The organism is Methylocystis sp. L43 (assembly GCF_015709525.1).
Lineage (GTDB): Bacteria > Pseudomonadota > Alphaproteobacteria > Rhizobiales > Beijerinckiaceae > Methylocystis.
The window spans coordinates 103,338-123,938 of sequence record NZ_JADNRA010000036.1; the positions used below are offsets into that span (position 1 = coordinate 103,338).

At 61.2% G+C, this 20,601-nt stretch carries 18 protein-coding genes; 3 read left to right on the top strand and 15 right to left on the bottom strand.

Annotation, left to right across the window (positions count from 1 at the left end; translation table 11 throughout):
* Nucleotide 1: 1 nt before the first annotated feature.
* The 12 genes from IYX23_RS18500 to IYX23_RS18555 all read right to left on the bottom strand — a co-directional run bounded on the left by IYX23_RS18500 (nucleotide 2) and on the right by IYX23_RS18555 (nucleotide 14,879).
* Nucleotides 2-298: a HypC/HybG/HupF family hydrogenase formation chaperone gene (locus IYX23_RS18500; RefSeq protein ID WP_196394424.1), complete on the bottom strand. Its 297-nt coding sequence runs from the start codon at nucleotides 296-298 to the stop codon at nucleotides 2-4.
* Nucleotides 262-2,661: a carbamoyltransferase HypF gene (hypF, locus tag IYX23_RS18505; protein WP_196394761.1), complete on the bottom strand. Its 2,400-nt coding sequence runs from the start codon at nucleotides 2,659-2,661 to the stop codon at nucleotides 262-264. The genes IYX23_RS18500 and hypF overlap by 37 nt, the downstream gene beginning before the upstream one ends.
* A gap of 171 nt (nucleotides 2,662-2,832) precedes the next feature.
* Nucleotides 2,833-3,321, bottom strand: coding sequence for a hydrogenase maturation protease (locus IYX23_RS18510; RefSeq protein WP_196394425.1), 489 nt, complete (start codon nucleotides 3,319-3,321; stop codon nucleotides 2,833-2,835).
* Nucleotides 3,318-4,676, bottom strand: a complete 1,359-nt coding sequence (locus IYX23_RS18515) for a hypothetical protein (RefSeq protein WP_196394426.1) — start codon at nucleotides 4,674-4,676, stop codon at nucleotides 3,318-3,320. The genes IYX23_RS18510 and IYX23_RS18515 overlap by 4 nt, the downstream gene beginning before the upstream one ends.
* The gene (locus IYX23_RS18520) at nucleotides 4,673-5,320 is read right to left on the bottom strand and encodes a DUF6084 family protein (protein ID WP_196394427.1); all 648 of its coding nucleotides are present in this window, start codon (nucleotides 5,318-5,320) and stop codon (nucleotides 4,673-4,675) included. Before IYX23_RS18520 ends, IYX23_RS18515 begins: the two co-directional genes overlap by 4 nt.
* Nucleotides 5,313-5,936, bottom strand: a complete 624-nt coding sequence (locus tag IYX23_RS18525; RefSeq protein WP_196394428.1) for a DUF5947 family protein — start codon at nucleotides 5,934-5,936, stop codon at nucleotides 5,313-5,315. The genes IYX23_RS18520 and IYX23_RS18525 overlap by 8 nt, the downstream gene beginning before the upstream one ends.
* A 22-nt stretch (nucleotides 5,937-5,958) precedes the next feature.
* A complete protein-coding gene (locus IYX23_RS18530; protein ID WP_196394429.1) occupies nucleotides 5,959-6,480 on the bottom strand; it encodes a nitrogen fixation protein NifU in 522 nt (173 codons plus the stop codon).
* Nucleotides 6,477-8,297, bottom strand: a complete 1,821-nt coding sequence (locus IYX23_RS18535; protein WP_196394430.1) for a nickel-dependent hydrogenase large subunit — start codon at nucleotides 8,295-8,297, stop codon at nucleotides 6,477-6,479. Before IYX23_RS18535 ends, IYX23_RS18530 begins: the two co-directional genes overlap by 4 nt.
* Nucleotides 8,298-8,314: 17 nt before the next feature.
* Nucleotides 8,315-9,400: a hydrogenase expression protein HypE gene (locus tag IYX23_RS18540; protein WP_196394431.1), complete on the bottom strand. Its 1,086-nt coding sequence runs from the start codon at nucleotides 9,398-9,400 to the stop codon at nucleotides 8,315-8,317.
* A gap of 348 nt (nucleotides 9,401-9,748) precedes the next feature.
* Nucleotides 9,749-12,298 (bottom strand): alginate export family protein, encoded by a 2,550-nt coding sequence (locus IYX23_RS18545; protein WP_196394432.1) that lies wholly within the window; start codon nucleotides 12,296-12,298, stop codon nucleotides 9,749-9,751.
* Between the two features lie 428 nt (nucleotides 12,299-12,726).
* The gene (locus IYX23_RS18550; RefSeq protein WP_281431805.1) at nucleotides 12,727-13,701 is read right to left on the bottom strand and encodes a sulfate ABC transporter substrate-binding protein; all 975 of its coding nucleotides are present in this window, start codon (nucleotides 13,699-13,701) and stop codon (nucleotides 12,727-12,729) included.
* Between the two features lie 194 nt (nucleotides 13,702-13,895).
* The gene (locus IYX23_RS18555) at nucleotides 13,896-14,879 is read right to left on the bottom strand and encodes a beta-ketoacyl-ACP synthase III (protein ID WP_196394434.1); all 984 of its coding nucleotides are present in this window, start codon (nucleotides 14,877-14,879) and stop codon (nucleotides 13,896-13,898) included.
* Between the two features lie 351 nt (nucleotides 14,880-15,230).
* On the opposite strand from IYX23_RS18555, the gene rimO reads away from it, so the two are divergent.
* Nucleotides 15,231-16,580, top strand: a complete 1,350-nt coding sequence (gene rimO / locus IYX23_RS18560; protein ID WP_196394435.1) for a 30S ribosomal protein S12 methylthiotransferase RimO — start codon at nucleotides 15,231-15,233, stop codon at nucleotides 16,578-16,580.
* A 42-nt stretch (nucleotides 16,581-16,622) separates the two neighbouring features.
* A complete protein-coding gene (locus IYX23_RS18565) occupies nucleotides 16,623-16,943 on the top strand; it encodes a hypothetical protein (protein WP_196394436.1) in 321 nt (106 codons plus the stop codon).
* Nucleotides 16,944-17,014: 71 nt separating this feature from the next.
* Here IYX23_RS18565 and IYX23_RS18570 read toward each other — a convergent pair whose 3' ends face one another.
* From IYX23_RS18570 to IYX23_RS18580, 3 genes are all read right to left on the bottom strand, one after another.
* Nucleotides 17,015-17,620: a nicotinate-nucleotide adenylyltransferase gene (locus tag IYX23_RS18570; protein WP_196394437.1), complete on the bottom strand. Its 606-nt coding sequence runs from the start codon at nucleotides 17,618-17,620 to the stop codon at nucleotides 17,015-17,017.
* A gap of 151 nt (nucleotides 17,621-17,771) precedes the next feature.
* Complete coding sequence (locus tag IYX23_RS18575; protein WP_196394438.1) at nucleotides 17,772-18,332, bottom strand: DUF4145 domain-containing protein; 561 nt, start codon at nucleotides 18,330-18,332, stop codon at nucleotides 17,772-17,774.
* A gap of 48 nt (nucleotides 18,333-18,380) precedes the next feature.
* Nucleotides 18,381-19,634 (bottom strand): glutamate-5-semialdehyde dehydrogenase, encoded by a 1,254-nt coding sequence (locus IYX23_RS18580; RefSeq protein WP_246716947.1) that lies wholly within the window; start codon nucleotides 19,632-19,634, stop codon nucleotides 18,381-18,383.
* A 148-nt stretch (nucleotides 19,635-19,782) separates the two neighbouring features.
* Between IYX23_RS18580 and IYX23_RS18585 the strand changes: the two genes are divergently transcribed.
* Nucleotides 19,783-20,514 (top strand): class I SAM-dependent methyltransferase, encoded by a 732-nt coding sequence (locus IYX23_RS18585; protein WP_196394440.1) that lies wholly within the window; start codon nucleotides 19,783-19,785, stop codon nucleotides 20,512-20,514.
* Nucleotides 20,515-20,601: the final 87 nt, after the last annotated feature.

Here is a 20,601-nt window from a genome sequence, read left to right on the forward strand (position 1 = left end):
CCTATTCCTCGGCCGCAACTGCGTCGGTGAGCGTTTGCATAGTCTCAAGTTCGGCTTGGAGTTCGCCAAGCTCTTGCAGCAATCTGAGCGTCTCCGCCGCCTCCGCTTCGTTGATCCGGCTCATCGCGAAACCGACATGGACGAGAACCCAATCGCCAACGCACGACTCGACAGGATGCGTTTCATCCACGATGCAGCTGATGTTGATCTGCCGGCGCACCCCGCTCACGTCAACGGTCGCGACGAGATCGTCGGCATTGTCTATGCTAACGATGCAGCCGGGGATGCCGAGGCACATGCGCCGTCCTTTCCATCTCTTGTCATGTCGGTTCTCATCAGATGCGCGGCGCCGATGGCGGCCTGACCCAGCGAGAGCCCGCCATCATTGGCGGGCGCGTCAGCATGTGTGAGCACCGTGAAGCCAGCCTCGCACAAACCGTCGTAGACGCTTTCGAAAAGCAGGCGGTTCTGGAAGCAGCCGCCCGACAGCGCCACCGTTTCAAAGCGTCGCGCAGCCGCCAGCCGCACGGCGACTTCAGTGATTGACTGCGCCAGACCGAGGTGAAAACGGCGCGCAATGATCTGCGCCGAAACGCCCTGCCGCAGATCCTCGAGAATAGCGCGCCACAGGGGCGCCGCGTCGATGTCGATGAACTCGGACTCGGAAATCCTCAGCGAATAGCCGCGCGTCTCGTTTGGCGCCGCCGCCGCAAGCGCCTCGAGCCGCGCCGCGGCTTCGCCTTCGTAGGCCTGACGGTCGGCGCAAACGCCGATCGCGGCGGCGACCGCATCGAACAGCCGTCCGCAAGAGGAGGCTAACGGCGAATTCAGGCCTTGTCCGATCATCCGGTCGATCGTCGCAAGCGGCTTGCCGTTCAAAGCGCTCCAATCGCCAGACCCAGAAGGCGTCGCGTCGAACGCGCCTGCGGCCCTAAGATGCGCATAGAGGTTTCGCCAGGGTTCGCGCACCGCCTGTGCGCCGCCGGGCATGGCGACCGGCTTCAACCGCGCCAGCCGCTCGTAGCCGCTATAGTCGGCGAGCAGGAATTCCCCGCCCCATATCGCGCCGTCATCGCCAAAGCCCAATCCATCGAGCACGACGCCGAGCGCTGGCGACGCATCGAACGAGCGCCCGTTCTCGGCAAGACAAGCGGCGACATGGGCATGATGATGTTGAACCTCGATCAGCGGCGCGCCGCGTCTTTCGGCCTCTGCACGTCCGATTTTCGACGACAGATATTCCGGATGCCGGTCGACGACGATCGCCGAGGGCGCATGATCGAACAGGCTCCGATAGAGGGCGAGGTTCTTTTTATAATCATCTAACGTCGCCGCGTTCTCGAGATCGCCCTGATGCTGCGACAGGATCGCCTGACCGTCCTTGGCCAGGCAGAAGGTCGCCTTCAGCTCCCCGCCCATCGCCAACAGGTCGGGCGCCTTCTCGAAGCCGCTCGGCAAGCGCAGCGGCGCAGGCGCGTAGCCGCGGGCGCGCCGAAGAACGCGCGCTCGCCCCGCCATGACCCGCACGACCGAGTCATCGACCCGATTGGCGATGTCACGATCATGCGTCAATGCGAAGGAGGCGATTTCGGCAAGCTGTCGGTACGCCTCCGCGTCATCGACGACGGCGGGCTCGTCCGAGATATTGCCGCTCGTCATCACGAGCGGAAGATCGAACTGATCCATCAATAGCAGATGCAGCGGCGTCGTCGGCAGCATGAAGCCGAGCGTGGCAAGTCCAGGCGCAACGGCCTCAGGCAGGCGCTCGGCGCCAGTCGCACGCAGCAGCACGATCGGCGCCTCAACGCTTGTGAGCGCGCGTTCCTCGACCGGGTCGATCGCGCAGTAGCGACGGATAACGGCAAGATCCCGCGCCATCAGCGCGAACGGCTTTGCGTCACGACGCTTCAAACGACGCAGGCGCGCGACAGTCTCGGCATTCGTCGCATCGCACGCGAGATGATAGCCGCCCAGTCCCTTAACGGCGATGATGTCGCCTCGCGTGATAAGCCCCGCTGCAATCTTTACCGCGTCGGCGTCGCCATCGCGCGGAACTTCCGCTTCACCGAATGCAACCAGCGATGCAGTCGGCCCACACGACGGGCAAGCCACAGCTTCGGCGTGAAAACGGCGATCGATCGGATTGCGATATTCCGCCTCGCAGGCCGCACACAGCTCGAATGGCGCCATCGTGGTCGTCGCGCGATCGTAGGGTATTGCCGTCACAATGCTGAGGCGCGGTCCGCAATGGGTGCAATTGGTGAATGCGTAGCGATAGCGGCGTTCGTTTGGATCGCGCAGCTCCGCCGCGCATGCGCTGCAGAGCGCCGCGTCCGGTGCGACCTGGGTGCGTGCGGGTCCGCCGACGCTTTCGGCGATACGGAACTCCTTTGGCAGTCGGCCGCTGTAGTATCGCCTTTCGATGCTGTCGATATGCGCGAGCGGCGGCGGGTCTCGTTCGATTCGCCGAAGCAGCGCAGCTACGCGCGACGGGTCGCCGCTGACGCGCAATAATACGCCCTCGCCGTCGTTGAGGACCTCGCCGGGAAGCCCTAGTTCGCGCGCCATGCGCCAGACGGTCGGGCGAAAGCCGACCCCCTGCACACGCCCGCGCACCCGAAATTCGAGCGCCTGCGATGGCTCTACCGCCGCAAAACTCATGATCCCTGTCAGTCTCACATATTGCTGATCTTGATATAGCGCCAGAGGTCCTTCGCATTCATGATCAGCAGTCCGAGGATGATAAGCCCCAGGACGATGCCTGTAATCTCCCATCCGCTCATGACATTTCTCCATTTACCGGATGCGCGGCGCTAGCGCGATCGCGTTATGTTACGCCGCCATCATCTCCTCAATCAGCTCTTCGACGGTCTCCGCAGCGACAGCCACCGCCGCCGTGACAGGCTCGCTCAAACCCATGACGCCTTCGTCGTCACCGAAGGTCAACGGCTCGCAGGCGACCAGCAGGACGCGCCGGCAAGTGCCGCCGAGCGCCGACACCAGACGAAGAACCTTCGCGGGATCGAGCTCATGCGGCGAAAGCGCCAGCTCCTCGGCTATGGGGTCTCCCGCCGGGATTGGATCGGGCTTAACCACTGAGACGACGCCCGGCGCTTCCCCCCGCTGCGCCGCATCGACGAGAATCACGGCGTCGTAGCCATCCATCAGCGCGTAGGTGAGATCGATTCCGCAAATGCCGAAATCAATCACCCGTACCCCGTCCGGGAGCGTCCGCCGTGAGAGCCGGCGCGCCACTTCGACGCCGAAGGCGTCATCGCCATTAAAGATGTTGCCGACGCAGGCGACAAGGATCGAGGTCATGGTCCATCTCCCGCGGCAATCGGCTCGATCTCCTCCTGACTGAAAAAGAACCGATGTCCAGGAAAGCCCGCTGCGCCGAGATCTCGGCCCGGATCGTCAATCAATGTCACCGCGACATGGATCCGGTCCTCGAAATCCCGCTCGATCGCTTCGACGATGGCGATCTTGTCTTTGAGCGCGATATCCATGATGTCGCCGCCCGATTTTGGGCGTAGCCGCACGTGGGCGCCGACGCATAGGCTGCGTCCGCTCTCCAGCAGCGAGACGAGGCGAGGCTTCTCATGGTCCCCGCCCACCGGCGGCGGTTCAATTTCGCTGGCCTGAGACTGGTGATTGCGCATGACGCCATGAAGCCGCGCCATGTCCTCAGCGGTCAGAGCATGCGTGCGCTCCAGAAGCGCGCGCGCACGGGCGTCGACGGACGCCATCTCGCGTTTCTCGGCGTCGGTCATCGCGAGAATACGAAGCGTGAGGATTTCATCGATCTCAGTGCCGTCGAACAGGTCGCCGGGACTTTCGGGCGCGATCGCCGGATGATCATAGAGGATGATCGGCGAAGCGAGCATGGCGCTATTGTCTTGACCGCCAACCAGCACCGGGAAGGCGCCGATATTTCGGCACTGCCCGGCGGCCTCTCGCAAATCGTTGGGAGGATCAAGCAACGAGACAAACGCGCCGTCTTCGACCGTGAGGATTGCATGCGTCGAGGTAAAGGCGCGAAGTTGCGCGGCTGCGCGTTCCTCGCGAACCGCGCCCGTAAGCGGCGTGACGTTCTCGATCCCGATCGTCAGCTTCCACAACTCGGGCGCCAGCCTCTCCGCCCTCGCCTCAACCACGCCCTGGATCTCATGCGAGGTGCGAATGAGAACGGCGGCGACGCAGCCGTCTGCGCCGCGCACCGGCTCAATTTCGCGCGCGCCTTCGAAGTGGAACGGCAAGACAGTCGCTACCTCTTGAACATCTGCCGGCCGCAGCGGACCTAAGGCGATCTCCCGTTCGATCGCCTCCTCCCAGGCCAGCAACTCCCGACCGTCGACATTGAAGCTCGGAACGCGCGTCAGCGCCGGCTCGCCCTCTTCCGGAAGCTCTCGCGTCGGCGTCGCTAGCTGTCCGACCTCGCGCGTCATGACCTGCAGGAATCGAAAATGGACGTTGAACGCCGCCTGCTCTCCACCCCGCAAGAGAACCTGCGTCTCCATGCGCGAGGCGTCGCCCTGCTGATCGAACGCCTTAGGAAAGACACCGCCGATCGTCCAACGCTGACGATTCTTTATTGACGATGGCCGATAGGGATAAAGGATGTAGCCCTCGTAAAGAACGGCGTTGGCGATCGCTCTGATGGAACCGAGTTTCATGTCGCCTCCGCCGCGCTGGCTTCGAGTAGCGCCTGCAAGGCGCGTTCAAATGTCGGAAGTCCTTGCCGGCGCCGGTAACGGTCCAGGTCCTCAAAAGCGTCGCGGTGCAGACAAAGCCACATGCTCTGCGGATAGTAGTGCTCCATCATCGCGCGCCATACGCTTAAGGGCAGGCGATACGCGCATTCCTTGCTCCAAGCGACTTGCTCAATCTGCAACCTGCCTTCGCTGTCGCGGTAAAAAATCGAACCGCTGAACAGAAAATTGAGCGGAACATCGCCCTGCTCCAGGCCATGAAAATATTTGGTCGCTGCAATGTTGAAGTCATAGCTGCAGGGCGCCGGCAGATCGACCATGCGCTCAGGGTTGACTGCGGGAACGGAAACGCTCGCATGCGTCCAAAGGAAACTCCGCATGGTCTCGCCCCAGCGCGACGGCTGACCGAAGAGATCGGAAAGACGATCATGCTCGTCGCCGTCGTAGCGCCGCCGCGCAGGCTCGATGCGAATCTGGCAGTTCAACATCACGTTGAGAATGGGCAGGTCAGGCGTCTTGTTTACGACATGCAGCGCAAACAGCAGCAGCGGCGCGGCCGAATATTTCTCGACTTTGACGTCTTCGATGCGAAAGTCGAGATCAACCATGTACCCTGTCCTTCGTCTCGACGTCGTCCCGCAGGTTCGCAAAATAGTCGCGAACAGCCTCCCAGACGTCTGCGCCGCCCGACAATCCGCGCCAGTGCCTTCGGATCAGCCCGATGAGCGCATAGCAGCGATCAATCGAAACGAGATAATATTCTCGTGCGCCATTCATTCGATTGACGAGCAACGCCTCGACGTCCGGATCAAGGTCGGCCAGCGGCGGATTGGCCGCGACCAGTCGCGACCAGCCGTCGGCGGCAAAGGGAGACTCGATCGCTCCGGCCGGACCTGGATAGATCGCCACGGGCCCCTGCGCCGGCGTGCTGTGGAACACGAAGGCGAGATCAATCGGAATACGAAAGCCCTGCCATTCGTCGTCGCTCAGATCGAAATCGTGAAGCGCATCAGCGCGTGCCCGCAAAGCGGCAAAACGCTCACCCCCGCCCAAGAGGAACGCACATTGGGGACAAGCGCAAAAGAACTTTCGCGTCGCGCGCTCGACCAAATGCGCGTGCCGGGAAGCGATGACCTTCGAGCAGAACTCGCAATGCTCTTCATCCGTCGTGCGCACGAAGCGCTGCAGTCGAGACGCCCAATTCCCCGATTCTATTCTTTCCATGCTGTCGCGCCTCTTTCAGTCTCTAGGCGGCGGTTTCGGCGTAAAGCGTGGTCATGTCCAATTCGATCAAAATATCGTCGAGGTCCGGCGCCGCGTCGGTGAGCGCGTTCTCGATCTCCAGCCGCAACTGGTCGGTAGGCTCAGCAACGCCATTCCTTTGCAGCTGAACTATTGCAAAGGCTTTACTCGCGCTCATGAGGCTGACATGGAGGCCGCGCGCGTTCCACTGCGGCTGCATGCGCGCGATGACATCCAGTAGACGATTCTCTACGCTCTGCGGATGTAACCCGTGGAGGAGCAATATTGCCCGAAGATCCCGATCTTCGACGATCTTATCGAGTAAGGTCGCGCCATTGTCCGATGCTGCAATAATCGCGCTGAGCCGCGCGAGCGATCGGGCGTGCAAATCGAGCAGGAGCGCCAGCAACTCGCGCGCCGCCTCCCGCCCGGTCCCGTCCGCAATCTCTTCAAGCGCGGCCATCAGCTTCTCTAGCCGGGCCAGAGACTGCTCCAGCGTCTCCGTCCCGCGCGCCTCCCCACTCATGGCTGCTGCTTTCGCGACGCGCCAAACATGGGCGAATGCATGCTCTTAACGGTCTTGCCGCCGCCGACATACATATGCACGCCGCATGGCAGACAGGGATCGAAACTGCGCACCGCGCGCATAATGTCGATGCCCTTAAACTTGTCCGGACCATTCTCTTCGAAGATCGGCGTGTTCTGAACCGCGTCCTCGTAAGGCCCCGGCGTTCCGAAATCGTCTCGCGGCGTCGCGTTCCACGGCGTCGGCGGATAGGGATGGTAATTGGCGATCTTCTTGTCTTTTATGACGAGATGGTGCGACAGCACGCCGCGCACCGCCTCGTGGAAGCCACAGCCGATCGCCTCGTCCGGAACTTCGAACGGCGTAAAGGTCTTTGTGCGGCCCGCCTGAATCTCTGTGAAGGCCTGCTCCAGGAAGTAATATGCCGCAGCGGCGCAGTAGGCCTGAAAATAGGTGCGCGCCCGATCGCGTTCGATCGCGTTGCTCCACTTTGGCACCTTCCATTCAAACTCCACTGCAGGCTTGAGCGCCGTCTTGGGAAGATTGATCTTCACGCTGTCGCCCGTCGCTTTGACATAGCCGTTCATGTCGACGAGCCCTGCCAGCGCCGTCGAGAATAGGCGCGCGAAGGCGCCTCCGCCGGTGTCGAGCGGCAGATGATCTCCGCTGCTCTTGTCGAGCCAGCGCGGACACATGACCCAGGAATAGTTCTTGTCGAAATCCCGCTTCTGCGGCCGCGGAATGGTCGTCTGATTCCACGGATGCTTCTGATCGACCGGATTGCCCAGCGGGTCCATCTTGACGAAGGTTTCGCAATTGTCCCAGTCCTCGTAATAGGACTGACCGCGCAGGATGCGAATCTGCAGATTGATGTCGACGAGGTCGGTCGTGACCAGCTTGCCATCAACGACGACGCCCGGGGTGACGAACATCTTCCGGCCCCAGTCGGTCATATGCTTATAATTGTAGTCGCAATGGTTCGGGTCCTGAAACGCGCCCCAGCACCCGAGCAGTATTCGTCGACGTCCAACCTCCTCATAGCCGGGCAGCGCTTCGTAAAAGAAGTCGAACAGATCATCGTGCAGCGGCACGCATTTTTTCATGAATTCGGCGTAGCGCACCAGTCGCGTCAAATATTCGGTAAAGAGCTGATTTGACGGCACGGTGCCGACTCCGCCCGGATAAAGAGTGGAGGGGTGCACATGGCGCCCCTCCATCAGGCTGAACATCTCACGCGTGTAGCGGCTTACAATCAATGTCTCACGGTAGAATTCGCCGGAAAATGGATTGAGCGCGGTCATGATGTCGGCGATCGTGCGATAGCCATGAGCGTCCGAGTTTCGCGCCGGGGTCCGTTGCGCCTTTACCCAGACGCTTGGATTGGTTTCCTTGACCATCTGCTCGCAGAAATCGACGCCGACCAGATTGTCCTGAAAGATATTGTGGTCGAACATATATTCCGCGGCTTCGCCGAGATTGATGATCCAATCGGCGAGGGGCGGTGGTTTGATGCCGTAGGCCATATTCTGCGCATAGACCGAGCACGTCGCGTGATTGTCGCCGCAGATCCCGCAAATGCGGCTGGTGATGAAGTGGGAATCACGAGGATCTTTGCCCTTCATGAAAATGCTGTAGCCACGAAAGATCGACGACGTGCTGTGACATTCGGCGACCTGCCGATTTTCGAAATCAATTTTGGTGAAAATTCCGAGACTGCCGACGATCCGGGTAATCGGATCCCAATTCATCTCGACGAGATTTGGCGAGGCTTTATTGGGGCTCGGAGACGCGGAGCGACGCGTTGCAAGGTCGACCATGATCGCAGTCCCTTACTTTAGAGTGGATGAGTTTTATTCGGCCGATCAGGATCGTACCCGGTGGTGTAGGTCGGCTCCCTGTTGCGCCACTTTGGCTCCTTGTTGAGGGTGTGATTGGTGATTTTCCGCAGATTGCGGATCAGCACGCCGTAAGGCTTGATGAGAACCGATGAGATGCGGGCGCCGGGCGGTTCATCCATGAACGGCATGAACTTGTCGGGAAAGCCCGGCATGGTGCAGCCGATGCAGATGCCGCCGACATTGGGGCAGCCTCCAAGACCCGCGATCCAACCGCGCTTGGGCACGTTGCATTGAACGACCGGGCCCCAGCAGCCGATCTTCACCAGGCACTTCCGCGAGCCATATTCTTGCGCGAAGTCGGCCTCTTCGTAGTAAGCGGCGCGGTCACATCCCTCATGAACGGTGGGACCAAACAGCCAACGCGGGCGGCCGTGTCGATCGACGGGAATCATCGGCGCCAAGCCGGCGAGCTGGCGCAGCAGATAGAGGAACGTCTCCATGAAATTGTCGGGCTGGACCGGACAACCCGGGACGTTGACGATGGGCAAACCCGCCTTCGATTTCCACTCAGCGCCAAGATAGTCCTGAAGGCCCATGCAACCGGTGGGATTGCCCTTCATTGCATGAATGCCGCCGTATGTGGCGCAAGTTCCGGCGCCGATTACCGCGAGGGCCTTTGGCGCCAAACGATCAATCCATTCGGTCGTTCTGATTGGCTGTCCGGTCGCCGCATCCGTGCCGATCGCGGCCCAATATCCATCGCCGCTCAGCTTCTCGTTCGGGATGGAGCCTTCGACCACAAGGACGAAGTTTTCGAGTTCGCCCCGCGCGCCCTGATGAAAGGCCTTCATAAAGTCATCGCCCACTTCGTAGGAGAGGACTGCATTGTGCAAGCGCACCTTCGGTAGGCCGGGGATCGCTCCGAGGATGACGTCCTCTATGCTTGGTTCGCTGGCGGCGGTGATCGAGACCGAGTCGCCGTCGCAACTCAGTCCCGCCGTAAGCCAGAGCACGTCAAGCTCTTGGATCGTGGATGGAGGCCGCTCTTTTCCTTTGGGAACTGGATTGGGGTCTGGAGCCATCGGTCAATCCTTTCACCAAGAGACGTGGCGACGGAAAGTCTGCACCGGGACCAACCTGCTCGGCTTGCGCTTCTATTGGCTGCGAGCGACGCAACCATGCCGGCGCGCGGCGGCATACAGGCCTGTCACGGCCGAAGGAAAACTCTGGAACTTGAGAAATGTTCCTAGGAGGGAACAAAATGCACAGCTCGTGCGCTGAACAGCGTGGGAGCGATTTTCATTTTTTGGACACGGGTCGATCCTGCCCATCGAGACGGCAAGAGCGCGACTGAAGCGCCCTCGGAAGCGCGCTGCAAAAGCCAGCTGGCGCTGCCTCAACCGGATGCTCTCGGCACCTTCAGCTTGAGCCTATTTTGCTTCTGCGATGTTGATGAGATCGAAGTGACGGTTGACGCCGGCATGGATCAAATTGCCATTGAAGCGCGTCGAGCTCGACGCGCCATAGGCGTAAAAGCCCGTCGACTGCGCCGCGAAATTGAACCCTTGAGCGGCGCCGAGATCGTAGCGAAGATAATCGATCTTAACGCTCCACTCTGGCGTGAACATCCATTCAGCGCCGCCGCCCGCCGTCCAGCCGATCAAGCTGTCCTGATAGACGGGATTGACGAGCGTCTGGTTCGTCCCGCCAATCCTTCGGGTGAAGATCGCGGCGTTGGAGATGACGCCGCCATAGGCCATGCCGCCCGTGCCATAGAGGGCGAGCGTCGGAGTGACGAGATAGCCCAATCGGCCGCGAATCGTTCCCAGATAGTTGAGGGTCGCGGTGCGCTGCGCATAAGTGGCGAAACTATTGCCGCCCCCCTGCGCCAGGGTCGCTTGCCACCGCGTGTCGGTGTTGCCCGAAACGCCGTGCAGATCCGCCTCAGCGCCGGCGAAGAAGCTGTCGGCGAACTTCCAATTGGCGCCAATCTGGAAACCGCCGATGAAGCCGGCGAGATGGTTCGTCTGATCGATCGGCGTCGCGCTGACAGCCACGGCTGGACTCGCGGCGGCTGCGCCGAAGGGCCAGGGCTGCACGATTGATCGTGGGCTCGACCACGCCCCGCCGCCATTGAGACCGACGTAGACGTCAGACCAGCTTGGCGGCGGCGCAGGCGGCGGCGGAGGCCCCCCAGGCGAGAAGAGAGCCAGGAAATCCGAGCCCGGCGGCTTGGTGATCGGATTGCCGTCGCCAAAGGCGTTGGCTGAGACTTCCAGATAGAAGAAGTCGGTCGGCCGCCCGGTCAGGCCATTCGTCGTCGTGGTCTGTCCGGAAAAAGATTGCGGGAAGAACGGCTGCAGCACGACCGCAGGCGCGAAGCTCGAGGTAAAGGAGCCCGGCCAGAACCGCGCGTAGCTCGCGGTCAGATTAATGAACTGATTTAGTTTGTAGCGGATGCGCAGATCATATTCCGTCCCGATGAACGTGCCTCTGTTGCCAAGCGGCGCAAAAAGATTGGCGCGGTCCCAGACCGCCGCCGCGCTCGCCAGCCAGTAGGCGCTGAACGCCGTATCGATCCGGAAATCTTTGAAAGGCGAAAATTCGATGCGCGCCTTGGGCGCCTTAACATTGTTCCAGGCGAGATAGTCGTTGCGTGAGAACGGCTGGTTGAAGCCATAGAAGATATCGAAGGTCTGATTGACGCTGTCGAAGGGACTCTTATTGCCTGAGCCATAGGCGTAGTTGGCGCTGATCCGCGGCTTCCACGGGTGCTCCGAAAATGTGTAGCCCGCCTCGAACGCATAGGCGATGGCGTCGTGCTGGACGGTCGTTTGAATGGCGTTGCGGCGCGCGCCGAAATCGCGGAATTCGTCGGTCTCGCCAAACTGCTTGTTGATGTCGACGTCGTAATCAAAATCTTTGATCACGCCGTAGACGCGCAGGCCGGGCGCGTATGTGTCGCGATGAAACTTCAGCGCGTTCGAGACGTTGAGCGGATCCCCATATTGCTTGCGGCCCAGAAAATAAGGCTGGATCGTCGCAAATTCCGACCAGCGCCGGATGCTGAACACGCTGCCGTAGATCCAGTTCTGCCAGTCAGGTCGGTCGAACTGATAGAGATAACGAATAACCGGCCGCATCAGGAAACTGTCGATGTCCCAGTCATTGTCCTTCTTGCCGATTTTGATCCGAAAACCGTCAAACGTGTTGGTCGTGTTGCGGAACTCATTCTCGGCGATCAGACGGCGGTCGAGCAGCTCGAGGTGAAAGCGCCCAGCGCGAAGGGTCAGCGGCCGATCGTTGCCGAGATCGTCCTTGCCGAAGGCGTCCTTGAAAAAAAGTTCGCCATAGCCGGAAATGAGCTCCGTCTGATTGATCTCCTGGCCCTGATATTCATAGATGCTGTTGTAGGCGCGCGAGTCCTGAAATTCGACGACGAATCGAAAGGGATCGAGAATGTTCTGCACGCCCAGATAGGCCCGCGTGCGCGACAGCCAAAGCGAATTGGGAAAATATTTGCGCTGCGACGTCGGCGGATTGGTCGTCGTGTTCGTCCACGGCCGATAATCGTCCTTGCGATATTCAAAACGCGCGCGCGAATCGAGACCGACGTTCAGCCAGTCGATACCTTCGAATTGCTTGTAGGTGTTCGCGAGGTTACGCACGTAAGGCGGAATGTCGGGCTGCGGCTCCAAACGATAGCCGCGCGTCGGCACATAGTAGCTCTCCTTCACCAGCGGCGCCGGTGGCGCGGCGGGACCAACAGCGACACCCTTGCCCTCGGTCTTCGCCTTCACTGACCCTTTTTCCGGCGCGGCCGCCTTTGCGCCGTCATCCGACTGCCCCCCTTTTCCCGCAACTTCCTTCGGGGGTGCTTTGTCTTCGGCGGCCGCTATTTCGGGAACGCTAAGGGCGGCGCCGACAACGGCGCCAAACGCGGCTAATCTTAACTTCTTGCTGCTTTTGCTTGTCGACATCGACTTTCCGTATCGCTTAGCCTGGACTCCGGTTGGCGCGTTGATCGACGGATCGATATGTAAGCCGTGTATATATCGGATATACCGTTACGGTCGATCTGTTAAGCTCATGTTTTAGTCAACTCGATTTTCGACTTGCGCTGTTGTGAAATAGCCACAGTAAACGCCGCAACTGCAGTCCCCGCCTTCAGTTCGCTTCGACATTCCAGCTCTCTTTCTGGCCCGCCGAGGGCACCCCTCTGCCAGCTATTTCCCGTCCACGCCGCAAGAGCCAGTTAAGCGAAACCGTAACTTTTCGTCGATGAGGCCAAGATAGATCAGCGTATAGCCGAAGGTCAGGCCGAAGCCTGGAATGACGCTCGGCGCGCGAAGCGCCGAGCGTTTTTGCCGACAAGGCTCGGGGAGGTCACCTTGTCAGCTCTTGTTTGTCACCTTGTCAGCTCTTGTTTCTGGATGTCGTCGAAAATGCCGCCGTCGGCGAAATGCTTCTTTTGCGCCGCCGCCCAGCCGCCGAAACTTTTATCGACGGTGATGAATTCGATGTTGGCGAATTTCTTTACGTCGTCCTTGGCCGCATATTCGGGATGCACGGGACGATAGAAATTGCGTGCGATGATCGCCTGCGCCGACGGCGAATAGAGGAAGTCGAGATAGGCTTCCGCGAGCTGCCTGTTGCCTTTGGCGTCGGCGTTGGCGTCAACGACGGCGACCGGCGGCTCCGCCAGAATGGACTGCGGCGGCGTCACGATCTCGAACTTGTCAGCGCCGAATTCCTTCAGCGCAAGGAAGGCTTCGTTCTCCCATGCGAGGAGCACGTCGCCGATGCCGCGCTGGGCGAAGGTGATCGTCGAGCCTCTCGCGCCTGTGTCCATGACCGGGGCGTTCTTGTAGATCGCCTTGACAAAATCCTTGGTCTTGGCTTCGTCGCCGCCGAATTTCTTCAGCCCATAGCCCCAGGCCGCAAGATAATTCCAGCGCGCGCCGCCGGACGTCTTCGGGTTGGGCGTGATGACCGCGACGCCGGGCTTCGCCAGATCGTCCCAATCCTTGACGGCTTTCGGATTGCCCTTGCGGACGAGAAAAACGATCGTCGACGTATAGGGCGACGAGTTATTCGGTCGGCGCTTTTGCCAGTCGACCGGAATCTTGCCGCTTTTGCTGGCGATCGCGTCAATGTCGGCGGCGAGCGCCAGCGTCACGACATCGGCGTTCAGCCCTTCGATCACCGCGCGCGCCTGTACGCCAGAGCCGCCATGCGAGGCTTGAAGCTCGATGGTTTCGCCGGTCCTGGCTTTCCAGTCCGCCGCGAAAGCGGGATTGATCGCCTTGTAGAGCTCGTGCGTGGGGTCATAGGAGACGTTCAGGAACGTCTGGCCCGCTTGAGAATGCGAGCTCGCCAGCATCGTAAGCGCAACCAAGCCCGCTAAAATTCCCAGACCAAGACTCTTCTGCAAATTCTCACTCATAGTGACGCCTCTCCAACAGTCTATAAAATCACTAGCATGAGTAGACTGATTGGGCAAGGCGGAAAAAGCGCGGGTCAAGCCTGCGCGACGTCAGCGGAGCTTCGAGTGAGGACGGCCGCGAAAGGAGGCGCCTACCAGCGCAGCACTGCGCCGCCCCAGGTCATGCCCGCGCCGATCGCCATCATCGCGATGACGTCGCCCTTTTTCAGCTTTCCGGCCCGATTCGCCTCATCGAGCGTGATCGGCATGGAGGCGCTCGACGTATTGCCGTAGCGGTCGATGTTGATCCAGCATTTCTCGAACGGAACGCCGAGATTCTGCATTGCGGACTCGATGATGCGCTTGTTGGCCTGATGGGCGATCACGTGATCGACGTCGGCTGCGGTCAGACCGGCGGCTTCGAGCGTGTCGCCGACCACTTCGGGCAACAGCCGCGTCGCCACCTTATAGACCTCGCGCCCGCGCATCTTGATTTTGCCGGCCTTTTCTTCAAGCATTTCAGCAGATGGCGGGCGGCGGCTGCCGCCGCCATAGATGCCGAGAATGCCCGTCATCGAGCCGTCGGTGCGCAGGCTGGCGGCGAGCACGCCGCGCCCTTCCTCTTCGCTGCCGCCAAGCAAGATCGCGCCGGCGGCGTCGCCAAACAGCACGCAGGTCTCGCGGTTTGTCCAATCGACGAAGCGACTGAGGGTCTCGGCGCCGATCACCAGCGCGCGCTTGACCTTGCCGCTTCTGATAAATTGGTCGGCGATGGAAAGACCGTAAAGCGAACCGGCGCAGGCCGCGCCGACGTCGAAAGCGAAGGCGTTCTTCGCGCCAAGCTGCGCCTGAACAAACGACGCGCAGGACGGCGTCGGCGAATCGCCTGTCACCGTGCACACGACGATCATGTCGACGTCGTCCGGCTTTACGCCAGCGAACTGCAGCGCCTCGCGCCCGGCGGCCGCCGCCAGATCCGATGTCGCCTCATGATCTGCGGCCACTCGGCGCTCTTTGATGCCGGTGCGGCTGACGATCCACTCATTGTTCGTCCTGACGATTTTCTCGAGGTCGGCGTTGGAGATGACGCGCTGGGGCGCATAAGACCCGGTTCCGAGAACTATGGAATTCGTCAAGACGTGGCGCTTCCTTCTGAGACGGCGTGGCTGAAGCTCGTGAGCGTGGCGCTATTCATTAAGAGCGGCTCAGGCCGAGCGCAAATTTTTCTTTTTGACTCCGGCGAGGGCCATGATCGTCACCGACTTATTGGCTTTTTTGCGCCTGCGCCGGAAGACTGTCCCAAAACGAGGCCGTCAACGCTTTCTTAAAGTGGGCGCAACTAGACCAATTCGGGGCTCGTCGGAGTTGCGTTTATGGTCCACGCTATCATCTTTGCCGCCGCCGCGCTCTTCGCTCTCATTGGCGCGCTGACGGCGTAACGCCGAGCCCGCGATTGCAAAGTCCGCCGCCGCGTGGCAAGGGGCGCCATGCAGGAACAACAGAGGCCGCTGAGCGCCGCCCCGCGCGTCTCCTTCGTCTCGCTCGGCTGTCCGAAGGCCCTCGTCGATAGCGAACGGATCATCACGCGGCTGCGCGCCGAAGGCTACGAGCTGACTCGCGCCCACGCCGGGGCCGACGTCGTCATCGTCAATACATGCGGCTTCCTCGACAGCGCCAAGGCGGAGTCGCTCGAAGCGATCGGCGCCGCGCTGAACGAAAACGGCAAGGTGATCGTCACCGGCTGCATGGGCGCCGAGCCCGAAGCGATCGCCGAACGCTTCCCGCAAGTGCTGGCGATCACCGGCCCGCAGCAATATGAGAGCGTCGTCGACGCCGTACACCGCGCGGCCGCGCCCGCGCATGACCCCTTTGTCGATCTTCTTCCCGAACAAGGCGTGAAGCTCACGCCGCGCCATTACGCCTATCTGAAAATCTCGGAAGGCTGCGACAACAGCTGCTCCTTCTGCATCATCCCGCATCTGCGCGGGCCGCTCGTCTCGCGGCCGGCCGCCGAGGTGCTGCGCGAAGCGGAAAAGCTGGCGCGCGCCGGCGTCAAGGAACTGCTCGTCATCTCGCAGGACACGAGCGCCTACGGCCGCGACATTCGCTACGCCGAGAGCATGTTCGGCGACCGTAGCGTGCGCGCGCGCTTTCTCGATCTGGCGCGCGAACTTGGCGATCTCGGCCTTTGGGTCCGCCTGCACTACGTCTATCCCTATCCTCATGTCGATGAGGTCATCGCCTTAATGGCGGAAGGGAAAATTCTTCCCTATCTCGACATTCCTTTTCAGCATGCCGCGCCGAATGTGCTGAAGGCCATGAAACGCCCGGCGAATGATGAAAAGACCCTGGCGCGCATTCTCGCATGGCGCGACGTGTGTCCGGACCTTGCGTTGCGATCGACGTTCATCGTCGGCTTTCCCGGCGAGACCGACGCGGATTTCGATTATCTTCTCGATTGGCTGGAGGAGGCCGCGATCGACCGCGCCGGCGCCTTCAAATATGAGCCTGTCGCCGGCGCGCCGGCCGAGCAGCTTGGCCTGCCTGCCGTCCCCGACGACGTGAAGGAAACGCGCTGGAAGCGCTTTATGGAGAAACAGCAGGCGATCAGCGCGCGGCTGATGAAGCGCAAGATCGGCAAGCGCGTTTCCGTCATCATTGACGAACCGGGCGGCGGACCCTCGGGCGCGCTCGCCAAGGGCCGCACCAAGGCCGACGCGCCGCAGATCGACGGCGCAGCCTTTGTCGCATCGCGGCGCCCGCTGCGCGCAGGCGACATCGTCACGGCGAAAATTGAACGCTCGGAGGCCTATGACGTCTATGGCGCAGCGACCTAGAGCAGCCCTATATTGGACCAAGGACGATCTGGAGAGAAGCCCATGACCGAAGAACCCCACGACAAGGGCACGCCGCCGCAGGAAACCCCGCCGACAATGCCCGAAAGGCCGGCGCAGCCACTGGGGCCGCAGTTCAAAATTCCGCGCAGCCTTTACATCGCGACCGCGCTGATCGTCATCGGCTCATTCGCCATCACGCTCTTCGTGCGCAATCCCTATACGCAGTCGGTCACAGAGGGCGGCAGTTTTTACGAGCACGGCACGGACAATTCAGCTCTGATGTGGGTCGCGATCTTCGTCGGCATTCCCCTGAGCTTCTGGGCCTATAAGCGCTGGATATTGCCGCTCTTCGAGCGCAAATAGCCAAAGCATTTTCCGCCGAAGTGGATGCCGTTTCGGCGTGACAATGCGATCCAAGAAACGGAGCGCGTTTATCAACGCGCTTCGGCGCGCAGCTCGGTCGACGAACGCTCGAGTCTCGGCCCGTGCAAATAGACGATCGCCGGCGGCGGCGTCACAGCGAGCATGCCGGCCTCGCTCTCGGGAACTCTCGCGCTCTTGAAATAGACCGCCGCCTTGGCGTTGGCGGCTTTGAGCGTCGCGCCCGGCCGGTCGATGACGGCGATCGGCGTCGTCCGCGCAATGTCCTTCCATCGTCGCCAGCGATGGAACTGCAAAAGATTGTCCGCCCCCATGATCCAGACGAAACGCACGCCGGGACAATGCGCGTGCAGAAATTCAAGCGTGTCGCAGGTGTAGCGCGCGCCGATCTCGGCTTCGAACCCGGTGAAGGCGACCCGCGGATCGCGCAGGATCTTTTTCGCCGCCGCTATTCGCGCCGCAATCGACGGCAGTTCGCGCGCGTCCTTGAGCGGATTGCCGGGCGAGACGATCCACCACAGCCGATCGAGCTTCAAGCGCGTCAGCGCGACGCGCGAGACAAGCGCATGGCCCTCATGCGGCGGATCGAACGAGCCGCCGAAGAGACCGATGCGCATGCCGGGAGCAAAGGGCGGGAGGCGGACAGGGGCGGAGCTCATTACGCCGATATGCGGCGCGGGCATGGGCTAGATCAAGAGTGGCCGGACGAGCGGGCGATTAATTCCGGAAAACGAAACCTTTTCTCATGCACGTTCATTTTTTGAACATAGGACAAGGGGGCTTGCGGTGCCCATTTAACACGGCTCTGTTTTATTCATCGCGATAAGGCTCAAGCCTAACTTTCCTAATTTTCTTTCGTAGAAACCTATTAACTAATGTATTAATTAATTTCAACGCTGAGTTTGAGAAGTCGTTTCTCGGCCCGTAGCGAGTTTGACCATTTTTGTCGACCTCGCCTTCATCGAGCCCAACCGCACCAAGAGTGTGGCAAATATTCTTGACACCTTTATCCTCAAATGAAACGTGGACTTGATGGGCAAGGATGTTACGAATCTTTCGTAGTCGATGAGCTTCTTCTGCTTCCTTCTGGGAAATAAGACCCAGGGCGACGGCGGCAGCAATCCGTGCTGAGAAAGTCCCCAGAGGCGCATTGAAGCCCTCCAAAAGGTCACGATTGGCTTTGCAGTCAACAAGAAAATCCGCAACTGCTCGCCGCAGAATGTCCTCAAGGTAGCTCGTAGCAATAAGCGCCATGCCTCGATCGGACTCCTTATACCAAGCAGGCAGCAGGTCGAGAAACTCCTTCATGTGAGGCGCTTTACTAAGCAATTCCTCAATCGGCGCGCCTTCAGGCTGTTTATCGTCTTTCATATGGCCGTTAGCCTGCGTAACGTAGCGGGTAGTCCAAAATTCCAGCCCTCACCCACGCACCTGGCCGTCGCCATAGACGCGATATTTGAACGAGGTCAGCTGCTCGACGCCGACGGGTCCGCGCGCATGCATGCGGCCCGTGGCGATGCCGATCTCGGCGCCAAAGCCGAATTCGCCGCCGTCGGCGAATTGCGTCGAGGCGTTGTGCAGCACGATCGCGGAATCAACCTCGTTCATGAAACGCTGCGCCGCATCGGCGTCGCGCGTGATGATGCAGTCGGTGTGGTGCGAGCCGTAAGTTTCGATGTGATCGATTGCGCCCGCTAACCCATCGACGACACGCGCCGCGATGATGGCGTCGAGATATTCGGCGCGCCAGTCGTCTTCGCGCGCCGGATTCACGCGCGCGTCGGCGGCTTGGGTCGCTGCGTCGCCGCGCACTTCGCAGCCTGAATCGATCAGCATCGAGACGAGCGGTTGAAGGTGGGTCGCGGCGCAGGCCTTGTCGACGAGCAGCGTTTCCGCCGCGCCGCAAATGCCGGTGCGCCGCATCTTGGCGTTCAGCAGCACGCGTTTCGCCATGTCGAGATCGGCGTCCTTATGCACGAAGACATGCACGATGCCTTCAAGATGCGCGAAAACCGGCACGCGCGCCTCATGCTGCACGCGGGCGACGAGACTCTTGCCGCCGCGCGGCACGATCACGTCGATATTGCCCTCGAGGCCCGCGAGCATCGCGCCAACGGCGGCGCGGTCCGCGGTCGCGACAAGCGAGATCGCCGCTTCGGGAAGCCCGGCCCCCTTCAGCCCCGCGACAAGGCAGGCGTGAATGGCGGCCGACGAGCGCAGGCTCTCGGAGCCGCCGCGCAGAATCGCGGCGTTGCCGGCCTTGAGACACAGAGCGCCAGCGTCGGCGGTGACGTTCGGCCGGCTTTCGTAAATCACGCCGATGACGCCAAGCGGCGTCGAGACGCGCTCGATCTTCAGGCCGTTCGGTCGATCGAAACTCGCCAGAACGCGGCCGACAGGATCCGGCAGATCGGCGATCTCCTCCAGTCCACGGGCGATCGCCTCGACGCGGGCGGCATCGAGCGTCAGCCGATCGAGGAAAGACGCCGCCGTTCCGCGCGCCTTGGCGTCAGCGACGTCGAGCGCATTGGCGGCCAGTATGGCGTTGCTCTGGCGGCGAATTTCACCGGCGGCTTCGCGCAGCGCGTTGTTCTTGGCGTCGGTGGAAGCGAGCGCCACCGCCCGCGCGGCTGCGCGCGCGGCGCGCCCCAGCGCGACAAATGAGTCGCTCATCGTCGCGTCTGCGCGGGCTGCCTGCGGCTCGCTGCGTATAGCCTGCGTCATAGCTTTCTCACGGAATATGCTGGAGTTTCGCTAACATGGCGGCCCCGACAAGAAAAGCCGGCCTTGCGAGGCCTGCCGCGATATGAAAAAAAGCCGCATGTCCGCGCTTCAAGAGAATCCGTTCACTGGGCCCATTGGGGCCGAATATGACGTGTTGCGGCTGATGTGTCCAAACGCCGCCACGCTCGCCAAAAAGATCGGCGACCGGGTCGCCGAATGGCGTTCCGACGCAGGGCCGATCGACGGCTTCGAGATCGGCTGCGGAACGGGGATCAGCACACTGGCGGCGCTCTCGGCGCGGGACGACCTCAAGCTCACCGCGATCGACAGCGCCGGCGAAATGCTGAATCAGGCGCGAACCAATCTCGCCGATTACGCCCTCGCGGGCCGCGTCGAATTTATCGACGCCGATGCGCTGACGGCGCTCCGAGCATTGCCCGATGCGCGCATGGATGTCGTCATTTCGAATTACGCGATCCATAACTTTCCTGACGACTACCGTAAGGCCGTGGTTTCGGAGATTTTCCGCGTCCTGAAGCCGGGCGGCATTTTCGTCAACGGCGACCGCTACGCGATGGACGACCCGGCAGCGCATCTTGCCGATACGCAAGCGGTGGTGCGGGGTTGGTTCAAGATTTTCACGAAGATGAATCGACTCGATCTGCTCGAAGACTGGATCGTGCATCTATTGAGCGACGAATCGCCTCTGCACATTATGCCTTTCGAGCCAGCGCTCGAGCAGTTGCGCGCCGCGGGCTTCGCGCCGGTCGCGGTTGAATTCCGCGACGGCGTCGACACGCTGGTGACCGCGGCGAAGCCCGGCGCCTGAGGCGACGCGCGTTTCTCTTTCAAGACGGGGCGCGCAACCCTCTCCCATCGGGAGAGGGTGGCCGCGCGCAAGCTCGATATCTCAGGC